This window comes from Kitasatospora sp. NPDC097643, from assembly GCF_040302625.1.
Lineage (GTDB): Bacteria > Actinomycetota > Actinomycetes > Streptomycetales > Streptomycetaceae > Kitasatospora.
In genome coordinates this window covers 26,105-37,031 of record NZ_JBEOSA010000052.1, presented here as the reverse complement: position 1 = coordinate 37,031, position 10,927 = coordinate 26,105, and the positions used below count along the sequence as shown (strand labels likewise).

Here is a 10,927-nt window from a genome sequence, read left to right as displayed (position 1 = left end):
TCTGTCGTACAAGCGAACGCGGGTCGGCGATTTGCACCACCGACCCGCGCCCCGCACCGCGCCGCCTCAGGCCGGCCCGGCCGCCTCCTTGAGCTCCGCGTACGGAGCGAGCTTGCGGATCGACTCGATGCTCCTGATGCAGTCGTCCCGGCTCTCCTGCGGGTCGCCGGTCACCACGATCGATCCGTTGCTCGCCTTGAGGTGGAACCGGTGCATCCCGGTCTCATCCATGTACAGCTCGAACTTCCCAGCCATGCCAGTCGCAGCCTCTCGCTCGGTCAGCCCCCTCGCTCCGCAACCTAGGGCCCGCCCCGGCGACCCGCCCGCCGACCGGACCCGTTCGGGTCAGGTGCCGCTCGCGGGCCCGGTCGGGCCAGGGCTTCGGGGGCGGCGGCCGCCGGTCACAGGAAGTAGAGCCGGCTGAGTGCGACCTCCTGGGCGGGCTCGGAGTGCAGCGGGGTGCCGTCGAGGGTCACCAGGCCGCTCCGGGCGTCCACCGCGACGCTGCCCAGACGGCTGTTGCGGATCATGTCGCCGGGTCCGATGCCGCGCGTGTTCCGGACGGCGACGCGGCGACGGCGGGTCGTCATGGTGTCGTGCGGGCGGTCCCGGCTGCCGGATTCGGCGGCGGCGCGGCTGACGAAGGCCACCGACAGGTCGGCGGGGGTGGCGCCGTGGGCGCCGAACAGCGGTCCCAGGACCAGGGGTTGGCAGGTCTCGGTGGCGCCGTTGGGGTCGCCCGTCACCCCGTAGGCGGGGAAGCCGGCCTTGAGCACGAGCTGTGGCTTGGCGCCGAAGGAGGCGGGCCGCCAGAGCACGATGTCGGCGAGCTTGCCGACCTCGATCGAGCCGACCTCGTGCGAAAGCCCGTGTGCGATGGCCGGGTTGATCGTCAGCTTGGCGACGTAGCGCAGCACCCGCTCGTTGTCGTCCTGCGGCCCGTCGCCCTCCAGCGGCCCGAGTTCGGCCTTCATCTTCCCCGCCATGGCGAAGGTACGGCGCACGGTCTCGCCGGCCCGGCCCATGCCCTGGGCGTCGGAGGAGGTGATGCCGATGGCCCCCAGGTCGTGCAGCACGTCCTCGGCGCCCATGGTGCCGGCCCGGATGCGGTCGCGGGCCATGGCGGCGTCGCCGGGCAGGTCGGTCTTGAGGCCGTGGACGGAGACGATCATCCCGTAGTGCTCGGCGACCGCGTCGCGGCCGAACGGCAGGGTGGGGTTGGTGGAGGAGCCGATGACGTTCGGCACGCCGGCCATCTTGAGGACGTTGGGGACGTGTCCGCCGCCGCAGCCCTCGATGTGGAAGGCGTGGATGGTCCGGCCCTCCAGCACCTTGAGGGTGTCCTCGACCGACAGGCACTCGTTCAACCCGTCGGTGTGCAGGGCGACTTGGACGTCATGCGCCTCGGCCACCGACAGCGCGGTGTCCAGGGCGCGGGTGTGCGCGCCCATGTCCTCGTGCACCTTGAACCCGCAGGCGCCGCCCTCGGCCAGCGCCTCCACCAGCGGAGCCGGGTGCGAGGAGGAACCACGGCCCAGGAAGCCGATGTTGACCGGCCAGGCGTCGAAGGAATTGAAGGCGTGCCGCAGCGCCCAGGGCGAGTTGACGCCGACGCCCCAGACCGGGCCGAACTCCTGGCCGATGATCGTGGTGACGCCGGAGGCCAGCGAGGCCTCCATGATCCGCGGGGACATCAGGTGGACGTGGGTGTCGATGGCGCCGGCGGTGGCGATCAGCCCCTCGCCGGAGACGATCGCCGTCCCGGTGCCCACCACGACGTCCACACCGTCGAGCGTGTCCGGGTTGCCGGCCCGGCCGATCGAGGCGATCCGGCCCTCCCAGATGCCGATCGAGGTCTTCCGGATGCCCTGGATCGCGTCGATCACCAGCACATTGCTGATCACCACGTCGCAGGTGTCCCGGACGGCGGCCGCCTTCAGGTGCAGGCCGTCCCGGGCGGTCTTGCCGAAGCCGACCAGGAACTCGTCGCCCGGCGCCTGGGAGTCGGACTCGACCCGGACGACCAGCCCGCTGTCCCCGAGCCGGACCCGGTCCCCGGTGCGCGGGCCGTGCACGGCCGCGTACTCGTGCGCCTCGATGGTGCTGCTCACCGCTCGTTCTCCGCTCCGTCGTGGTTGCCGTTCACTCCGGGGCAATCCCGTCCGTCGTCGTCGCCGTTCACCCCGAGGTATCCCTGTTCGGCGGCCCGCCGCAGCGCCTCCCGCCGGACCCGGGGCGAGTCCAGCGGCCCGTCCACCAGCCCGGCGAAGCCGATCGCGACCCGCTCGCCGCCGATCGGCACCAGCCCGACCTCGACGGTGGCGCCCGGGTCGAAGCGGACCGAGGAGCCGGCCGGGACGGCCAGGTGCATGCCGTACGCGGCGGCGCGCTCGAAGTCCAGGCGCGGGTTGGCCTCGAAGAAGTGGAAGTGCGAGGTGACCGAGACCGGCACCTCGGCGGTGTTGCGGACCGCCAGCGTGCGGACCGGCCGCGGTACGGGGGCGGAGCCCTCGCCGAGGAGGACGGCGCCGGGGGCCGCCTCGCCGAGGCCGCCGCCGCCGAACGGGTCGGCGATGACGGCGAGCCGGGTGCCGTCCTGGAACACGGCCTCGACCTGGATCTCGGTGACCAGGTCCGGCACGCCGGGCAGTACGTCGTCGGCGGTGAGGACGGCGCGGCCGAGCGCCACGGCCTCGGCCAGCCGCAGCCCGTCGCGGGCGGCCTCGCAGACGGTGTCCGAGATCAGCGCGGTGGCCTCGGGGATGTTGAGGCGCAGGCCGCGGGCCCGGCGGGCACGGGCGAGTTCGGCGGCGGTGAAGATCAGCAGCCGGTCGCGTTCGGTGGGGGTCAGCTGCACGGGGGTGGGTTCTCCCTCGGGGTACGGGGTGCGGGGTGCGGGGTGGTCGGCGTCAGCCGGCGGGCTGGTCGTGGGTGGAGCAGTGGATGCCGCCGCCGCCGGAGGCGATGGTGTCGATCTGCAGCGGCACGATCTCGCGGCCCGGGAAGTGGTCCCGGAACACCTCCTGCGCGTGGTCGTCGGCTCGGGGGTCGCCGAACAGCGGCAGGTAGACGGCCTTGTTGCCGATGTAGAAGTTCATGTACGAGGAGACGAAGGCGTCGCCGCGGCCGGTGGTCTTGTCCGGGTCGGGCTGGCTGATCTCGACGACCGTCAGCTTCTTGCCGGTGGCGTCGGTCGCGTCCGCCAGCACGGCCCGGGCCTGGTCGGCCGAGCGGGACCAGACGTCCGCCGGGGTGCCGGGGAAGGCGCGGTCCAGGAAGACCACGCCGGGTGCGGCGAACCGGGCCAGGCAGTCGACGTGGGCGTCGGTGATGTCCTTGCCCTTGACGCCAGCCAGCCAGATCACCTTGGTGACACCCAGGGCCTGCTTGAGCTCCGCCTCGACCTGGTCGCGGTTGCGCCCGGGGTTGCGGTTGTCGTTGACCACGGAGCTCTCGGTGACCAGCAGGGTGCCCAGACCGTCGGTCTCGAAGGAGCCGCCCTCGGCGGTGAGCGGGGTCTCGACCCGCTCGATCCCGTACGTGTCCAGCACCGCCCGGGCGATCCGGGCGTCGTTGGTGTGCTCCTGCTTGCCGCCCCAGCCGCTGAAGTTGAAGTCGACGCCCTTGACCTTGCCGCCCTCCTCGACGAACACCGGCACGGTGTCGCGGGCCCACAGGTCGTCCACCGGGACGGACAGCAGCTCGACGTCCTTGCCACAGGCGTTGCGGGCCGAGGTCTCCTGGCCGGGGCGGACGAGCAGGACCAGCGGTTCGCGTTCGCCGATGGCCCGGGCCACCTCGGCGATGTCCTTCCGTACTGCCCCGAGGTGCTCGCCCCAGACGTTCTCGGAGGCCGGCCAGGCCATGAACGTCCGCTCGTGCTTCTCCCACTCGCCGCCCAGCCTGCGTCCGCGCGCCGGGGCGGAGGCCGGAGTGGCGGCCGTGGCAGCCCCGGTCGGCTGCTCGGCGGCAGCGGAGGACGGGGCTGCCGGGTCGGCGGGGTCCGCACCGGAGGCGCAGGCGGTCGCGCCGAGGGCGAGCACCGAGGCACCGGCGAGGGAGCGCAGCACCGTGCGGCGGGCAAGGAACGACTGGGTCACGGTGAACTCCCGTGGGGCTGAGGGTGGATCGGTAGGCGCCGGGACTGCACTGTTCCATTGACTGAAAAATCAGTCAAGCTCTATGGTGAAGCCACCCAAACCATCCCGAGACGACCCGGGCCGCCGCGCGGGCGGCTCCGGTCACGACGAAGAAAGGCCTGGTGAGGCGGCGATGCTGCGCAATGGTCTGGAGCCCTGGCACCTCCTGGTGGTGCTGGCTGTGGTGGTGCTGCTCTTCGGCTCCAAGAAGCTGCCCGACATGGCGCGCGGACTGGGGAAGTCGATGCGCATCCTCAAGGCCGAGACGGCGGCCATGCGGGAGGACGACCCGCCCGCCGGCGCGAGCCCGTCAGCCGCGGCGAGCCCGTCCCCCGGGGCGACCCCGTCCGTCGGTGCGGTACCGCCCGCTGACCCGACCCCGACCCCGACCCCGACCCCGGCCGCGAGACCGACGGCCGAGCCGGACCGGCGGTCGTCCCGACCGTGATCACCGACGACATCAGCGCACCCCCCGCGGCCCCGCGCCGACGCTCCCGCTCCCGCTCCCGCCCCCGCCGCCGTTGGCGGTTCGCCGCCGTCCTGGCGGTGGTCGTCGCGCTGTGCGGCAGCGGCATCGGGCTCTACCTCAACGAACGCAACACCCGCGAGCAGACCCGCGAGCTGGCGCTCCCGTCGGTACCGGACTGGATCGAACTCGACGTCACCGCACAGGACGTGGATCCGGCGGCCCAGCAGTTGACGCTCTACGTCACCCCGGTCCCGCACGGCCGGTTCGCCGCCGGACCGGACTCCCAGACGTTCAGCCGCCCGGTCGAGATCTCCGTCACCGGTACCCCCAAGGTGACCATCAAGGCAGCCGAGGGCGAGACCGCGGCATCGCAGCTCGTCCAGGTGGGGATGTACGACGGCACCAAGACCGACTACCCCTTCGACCGCTACCGGATGGAGGTCGGCTTCGCTGCCACCAGCGGGGCCTCGGCCGTGCCGGTCGGCCTGGTCTTCACCGACACCGACCCGTTCTTCGTCCTGCGCCCGCAGGCCGCGGCCGCGAGCACCGGCGCCGTGACCCTGGACGCGAAGGTCACCCGCTCCCGCAGCACCTTCATCCTCTCCTGGTTCATGATCGCGGCGATGTGGGCCCTGGCCCTCGCCGTGCTCGGCGCGGCCGAGGTGCTCTACCGCAAGCGGGAGGGCCTGGTCTGGCCCTCGCTGGGCTGGATGGCGGCGAGCCTGTTCGCCCTGATCGGCATGCGCAACGCGGCCCCCGGCTCGCCGCCGATCGGATCGCTGATGGACTACGTCGCGTTCTTCTGGGCCGAGGGGATCATCGCCGCCAGCCTGACCTGGACCGCCTGGTGCGGCATCCGCACCGAGCACCGGCTGCGCCGCGAGCAGGAGGCCGCTGCGGACGGGGCGTGAAGCGGCCGCCCGCGCCCGGCCCGGGCGGTGGGTCGCCCTGACCCGGACCCGCCCCCGGCCCGGGCGGTGGGTCGCCCTGACCCGCACCCGCCGCCGGCCGGGCGGACGTCCGCGCCCCCGCCCCGGTCACCCGGTGGACGACAGCGCGGCCATCAGCGTCCGCAGCACCTGCCCGGCGTCCACCGTCCCGTCGAGCGATCCGATGGCGGCCAGCCCGTCCACCGCGGCGGCGAAGGCCTCGCCGAGCGGGCGGGGGTCGGAGCCGTCACCGCGCTCGTCCGCCAGGGTCCGGAACAGGCGGACGAAGCAGGACCGCCACCGCCCGTACTCCGCCTCCAGGCTGGCCCGGACCCGCTCGTCGTTGAGGGCGAGCCAGTGCAGGGCCGCGTGCAGGCGCGCCAGGTCGGGGCTCTCGGGCCGGGTGAGCAGGGCCAGCACCCGCTCGGCCCGCTCGGCGAAGCCGCCCGGACCGTCCACCGCCTCCTCCAGCGGGGTGATCCACTCCGGCCGGATGTCGACCACCACCGCGACGATCAGTTCGGTGCGGTCCGCGAAGTGGTAGTGGCACATGCCGTGCGAAACGCCGGACAGCGCGGCCACATTGCGGGTGGTGAACCGGCCGGCGTCGCCGCCCGCGAGCAGCGTCCGGGCCGCCGCGATCAGCCTGGTCCGGGTCTGCTCGCCCTTGCTGGACGCCCGCGTCCGACCGGTGCCGCCCGGCGCGGAGGACGCTTGCCGCTCTGTGCCTGTCGCCCGTGTCGCCATGGCCGCCACTGTAACGACCGGGAGGCGCGGGGGAGGGGCGGGCCGGAATCCGGTCCGGGCGGATTCCTGCGCGGGATATTGACCGAGCGCTTGGCCAGTTCTACGTTCTGGGTCAACTCCACGGCACATCACCGGAATTGACACGGAGGTAGGAGTGGACGATCGCGATCACCCCAGCACCGACCCGACGCCCGGCGACGGGAACGGGAGCCTCGGCAGGCGCGGGTTCCTGACGGCCGCCGGACTGACCGTCGCCGGTGCCGCGCTGGGCGCGGCGACCGCCGGCCGGGCGGCGGCCGACCCGCGCCGCACGCCCCGCACCGCCACGGCGTCCGCCGCCGGCTACGCCGTCCCGCTGGACACCGTCCCGCACACCCGGACGTGGATGGCCTGGCCGGACAACAGCACCATCTGGAAGGGCAAGCTCGGCGGCGCCCAGTCGAACATCGCCCTGATCGCCAGGACCATCGCCAAGTACGAGCCGGTGACGATGTGCGCGAACCCGGCCAGCGTCGCCAGGGCGCAGTCGATGTGCGGCTCACGCGTCACCGTCATCGGCTCCGTCCCGGTCGACGACTGCTGGATGCGCGACACCGGCCCGGTCTTCCGCACCAACGGCGCGGGCGGCCTCGACGCGATCGGCCTCAACTTCAACGGCTGGGGCAACAAGCAGAACCCGCACGGCAACGACGCCCTGGTGGCCCAGCGCGTCGCGGCCTACCTCGGCATCCCGTTCACGGCCGCCGGGCTCGTCACCGAAGGCGGCGCCGTCGAGACCGATGCCGCCGGCACCCTGATGGCGACCCGCAGCAGCATCGTCAACTCCAACCGCAACCCCGGGATGTCCCAGGCCCAGATCGAGACCGCCCTGTGCGCGGCCTACGGCGCGTCCAAGGTGATCTGGTTCCCCGGGATCCAGGGCCAGGACATCACCGACGACCACGTCGACGCCACCTCGAGGTTCCTCGGCGCCGCCTCGGCGGTGGTCCAGCTGCCGCTGCCCACCGACACCGACGTCTGGTCCAACGACGAGCGCCAGCAGTACCAGATCCTGTCGACCTCGACCGGCGCGCTGGGCACCCCGGTCACGGTCGCCCGGATCCAGGGCCCCGACTACAACCTGATCCGCTCGACCAACCCCGACTTCGTCGGCTCCTACGCCAACTACTACCTCTGCAACAACGCGGTGATCTCCGCCCAGTTCGGCGACACCGCGGCCGACGCCGCCGCGCGGAGCGCGCTCGCGCGGCTCTTCCCCGGCCGGACCGTCGAGCAGCTCAACATCGACTACATCGGCGCGGGCGGTGGCGGGATCCACTGCGTCACCCAGCAGCAGCCCGCGGTGTGAGTCACCGGGGACGCACGAGCGGTGCGGCCGCTCCGACGATCGGACCGGCCGCACCGCTTCGCCCCGGCCGGGAGGTCCGCGCCGATCGGCCCGGACCCTCCCGGCCCGGTCAGCCGGCGGCGGGGATGTCGTGGGTGGCGCAGTGGATGCCGCCCCCGCCGGCCGCGATCGCGTCGATCTTCACCGGGACGATCTCCCGGTCCGGGAAGTGCTGCTTGAGGATCTGCTGGGCGCGGTCGTCGGCCCGGCCGTCCCCGAACCTGGGCAGGTAGACGCCCTTCGAACCGACGTAGAAGTTCATGTAGGAGGAGACGAAGGCGTCGCCGCGCCCGGTGATCTTGTCGGGGTCGGGCTGCTGGAGCTCGATGACCTGCAACTGCTTGCCGCGCGCGTCGGTGGCGCTCTTCAGGACGCCGCGCGCCTGGTCGGCGGAGCGCGACCAGACGTCGGCGGGCGTGCCCGGGAAGGCCTGGTCGAGCAGCACGACGCCGGGCGCGACGAAGCGGGTCAGGCAGTCGACGTGGGCGTCGGTGATGTCCTTGCCCTTGACGCCGGCCAGCCAGATCACCTTGGTGACGCCGAGCACCTTCTTCAGCTCGGCCTCGACCTCGTCCCGGCTCATGCCGGGGTTGCGGTTGTCGTTGACCACGGAGCTCTCGGTGACCAGCAGGGTGCCCAGGCCGTCGGTCTCGAAGGAGCCGCCCTCGGCGACCAGCCTGGTCTCGACCCGCTCGACGCCGTACTTGGCCAGGACGGCCCGGGCGATCCTGGAGTCGTTGCCGTGCTGCTGCTTGTTGCCCCAGCCGTTGAAGTTGAAGTCGACGCCCTTGACCTTGCCGCCCTCCTCGACGAACACCGGCAGGGTGTCCCGGGCCCACAGGTCGTCCACCGCCACCGGTACCACCTCGACGGCCGAGCCGCAGGCCTTCTGCGCGGCCTCCTGCTGCTCGGGCCGGGCCATCAGGACGACCGGTTCGCGGGCGGCGATGGCCTGGGCGAGGCCCGCGATGTCCCGGCGGACGTCGCCGAGCTGCTCGCCCCAGACGTTCTCGGAGGTGGGCCAGGACATCACCGTACGCAGGTGCTTCTCCCACTCCGCGCCGAACCGGCGGGCCCCGGCCGCGGCCGAGCCGCCGGGCTGCGGGGTCGAGGCGGCGTCCTCGGCGGCGAGGTCGTCGAGGTCGGAGCAGGCGGTCAGGCCGAGGGCCAGCACGCCGGCGCCGGCCAGGGAGCGCAGCACGGTGCGGCGGGACAGGTCAGTGGTCATACGAGGTCTCCGGGCGGGGATTTCGAGGGTGGGCCGGGGGTGCGGGGGTTACGGCAGCGGTTCGTGCATGGTCGAGCAGTGGATGCCGCCGCCGCCGGCCATCAGCCGGTCGACGTCGAGCTGGACGACCCGGCGGCCGGGGAAGGCCGCGGCGAGGGTGTCCCGCGCGGCGGCGTCCTTGTACGGGTCGCCGAACTGGGCGGTGATGACGCCGCCGTTGACGAGGTGGAAGTTGAGGTAGGAGTCGACGAACTTGGAGCTGCGGGAGCGGACGGTGTCCGGGCCGTGCACCGGGATCACCTGGAGCCGGCGGCCCCGGGCGTCGGTGGCGGCGGACAGGATCGCGAACTGCTCGCGGGCGTCCCGCGCCCAGGCGTCGTTGCGGTCGGTCGGCGGCAGCTGGACCATCACCACGCCGGGCCGGATGAACCGGGAGGTGACGTCGACATGGTCGTCGGTGATGTCCTGGCCCTTGATCCCGGGCAGCCAGATCATCTTGTCCGCGCCGTAGGCGTCCAGGACGGCGTCCTCGATCTCGTCCCGGCTCATGCCGCGGTTGCGGTTCTTGTTGACCAGGCTGCTCTCGGTGGCCATCACCGTGCCGTCGCCGTCGGTCTCGATGGCGCCGCCCTCGCCGACGAAGTCCGCGTAGGAGTGGCGCAGGCCCCGGCGGGCGGCGACGAGCTCGGCGACCCGGGCGTCGTCGTGGTGGACCTGCTTGTTACCCCAGCCGTTGAAGTTGAGGACCACGGCGTCCAGGCCGCCGTAGCCGTCCCGGCGGAAGACCGGGGCGATGTCGCGCATCCACAGGTCGTCGGTGGGGATCGTGGTGATCACCTCCACGGTGGGGCCGCACCACGAGCGGGCCTTGTCCGCGGTGTAGTCGTCGGGGGCGCACATGACCACCGGCTCGAACTCGGCGATCGTGCGGGCGATCAGGGCGATGTCCTCCTGGACGCCGCCCAGGCGCAGCCCCCACACGCCCCGGCGGGAGGGCCAGGACATCCAGGTCCGGGCGTGCGGGACGTCGTCCGCCGGCACCCAGGGGCCCGACTCGCTGGAGTGGTCTTCGTGGTAGTAGCTCACGGGGGTCTCCTGATCGTGCGGTGGTGCGCAGGTGCGTCTCCACTCTCCGCACTGTGGCGCGCCGGGGCGCAGTGGGACGGGCGGGACCGGCAGCGCCTGCTGTCACCAGCAGCGTCGCACTGACTGAATAGTCAGTCAAGTTGGGAGCCGTGACATCACCCCTGTCGCAGGGATCGTCACGGAGTGCGGTGCCGCCTCCGCTGCGCTGCCGCGGGGGCCTCGGCGCGCGCCGGCTCAGCGCTCCAGTTCCGCCTCGACGGCCCCGTGCAGGAGCCGGCGGGCATGGTCGAGGCTCAGCGAGCCGCTGAGCCAGCGCACGCTGAGGCCCTCGATCAGGGCGGTGAGCCGTTCGGCGGCGGCCGCGTGCGCGGGGGCGGTGCCGGTGGGGTCGGCGCGGGCGAGGAGTTCGGCGATGTCGTGCACCCAGGTGTGGGTGCTCCTCGCCAGCTCCTCGCGCAGCTCCGGTTCGAAGACGGCGGTGGCCCGCAACTCGCCCCAGGCGGTGCTGTTCTCGCGCACCTCGGCAGTGTCCTGGAGTTCGCGCAGCAGGACCCGCTCCAGGTCGCTGCGCGGGTCCCCGGTCCGGGGCGGGGGCTCCTGGTCGGCGGTGTAGTGGTCGGCGCGGTCGCTGATGAACTCCAGCGTCCGGCGCAGGGTGCCGGCCCGGTCGGTGAAGTGGTAGTAGATCAGCGCGGTCGAGACACCGGCCTCCGCGGCCAGCTCGCCCATGCGCAGTCCGCGTACGCCGCGCCGGGCGATGACGCGGGTGGCGGCTTTGAGTATTCCTGTCCGGCGGTCCGACATGATCACGAACTCTACCGGGCTCCGGGGCCGCTCGTTGCACAATCCTGACGAAACTTTCAGAACTAGCGGGTAACTGCACTCCAGGGGCTTGACTGAATTTTCAGTGCGGTGAAGGATGCGGGGCAACCCCCACACCTC

The 10,927-nt window shown here is 72.7% G+C and carries 11 protein-coding genes; 3 read left to right on the top strand and 8 right to left on the bottom strand.

Features of this window, described 5'->3' with window-relative positions; translation table 11 throughout:
• Positions 1–66: 66 nt before the first annotated feature.
• From ABTY15_RS28020 to ABTY15_RS28005, 4 genes are all read right to left on the bottom strand, one after another.
• Positions 67–255 (bottom strand): YegP family protein, encoded by a 189-nt coding sequence (locus ABTY15_RS28020; RefSeq protein ID WP_350601322.1) that lies wholly within the window; start codon positions 253–255, stop codon positions 67–69.
• A gap of 146 nt (positions 256–401) precedes the next feature.
• Entirely contained in the window at positions 402–2,111 is a 1,710-nt protein-coding gene (locus ABTY15_RS28015) for an urease subunit alpha (protein WP_350601321.1), read from the bottom strand.
• On the bottom strand, positions 2,108–2,857 hold the full coding sequence (ureA, locus tag ABTY15_RS28010; protein WP_350601318.1) for an urease subunit gamma: 750 nt from the start codon (positions 2,855–2,857) through the stop codon (positions 2,108–2,110). The genes ABTY15_RS28015 and ureA overlap by 4 nt, the downstream gene beginning before the upstream one ends.
• A 52-nt stretch (positions 2,858–2,909) precedes the next feature.
• Positions 2,910–4,100 carry an agmatine deiminase family protein gene (locus ABTY15_RS28005; RefSeq protein WP_350601316.1) on the bottom strand — a complete coding sequence of 397 codons (1,191 nt, stop codon included), beginning with the start codon at positions 4,098–4,100 and terminating at the stop codon, positions 2,910–2,912.
• A 172-nt stretch (positions 4,101–4,272) separates the two neighbouring features.
• Between ABTY15_RS28005 and tatA the strand changes: the two genes are divergently transcribed.
• Both tatA and ABTY15_RS27995 read left to right on the top strand, forming a co-directional pair.
• Positions 4,273–4,587 carry a Sec-independent protein translocase subunit TatA gene (tatA, locus tag ABTY15_RS28000; protein WP_350601314.1) on the top strand — a complete coding sequence of 105 codons (315 nt, stop codon included), beginning with the start codon at positions 4,273–4,275 and terminating at the stop codon, positions 4,585–4,587.
• Positions 4,584–5,519 (top strand): DUF4436 family protein, encoded by a 936-nt coding sequence (locus ABTY15_RS27995; RefSeq protein WP_350601312.1) that lies wholly within the window; start codon positions 4,584–4,586, stop codon positions 5,517–5,519. The genes tatA and ABTY15_RS27995 overlap by 4 nt, the downstream gene beginning before the upstream one ends.
• A gap of 126 nt (positions 5,520–5,645) precedes the next feature.
• Here ABTY15_RS27995 and ABTY15_RS27990 read toward each other — a convergent pair whose 3' ends face one another.
• Complete coding sequence (locus tag ABTY15_RS27990; protein WP_350601309.1) at positions 5,646–6,284, bottom strand: TetR/AcrR family transcriptional regulator; 639 nt, start codon at positions 6,282–6,284, stop codon at positions 5,646–5,648.
• 154 nt (positions 6,285–6,438) lie between these two features.
• Here ABTY15_RS27990 and ABTY15_RS27985 point away from each other — a divergent pair, with 154 nt between their 5' ends.
• Positions 6,439–7,632 (top strand): agmatine deiminase family protein, encoded by a 1,194-nt coding sequence (locus tag ABTY15_RS27985; RefSeq protein ID WP_350601308.1) that lies wholly within the window; start codon positions 6,439–6,441, stop codon positions 7,630–7,632.
• Positions 7,633–7,741: 109 nt separating this feature from the next.
• On the opposite strand, the gene ABTY15_RS27980 is transcribed toward ABTY15_RS27985, so the two are convergent.
• From ABTY15_RS27980 to ABTY15_RS27970, 3 genes are all read right to left on the bottom strand, one after another.
• Positions 7,742–8,899, bottom strand: coding sequence for an agmatine deiminase family protein (locus ABTY15_RS27980; protein ID WP_350601306.1), 1,158 nt, complete (start codon positions 8,897–8,899; stop codon positions 7,742–7,744).
• Between the two features lie 48 nt (positions 8,900–8,947).
• On the bottom strand, positions 8,948–9,985 hold the full coding sequence (locus ABTY15_RS27975; protein ID WP_350601303.1) for an agmatine deiminase family protein: 1,038 nt from the start codon (positions 9,983–9,985) through the stop codon (positions 8,948–8,950).
• A gap of 234 nt (positions 9,986–10,219) precedes the next feature.
• Complete coding sequence (locus ABTY15_RS27970) at positions 10,220–10,789, bottom strand: TetR/AcrR family transcriptional regulator (protein WP_350601300.1); 570 nt, start codon at positions 10,787–10,789, stop codon at positions 10,220–10,222.
• Between the last annotated feature and the right edge of the window lie 138 nt (positions 10,790–10,927).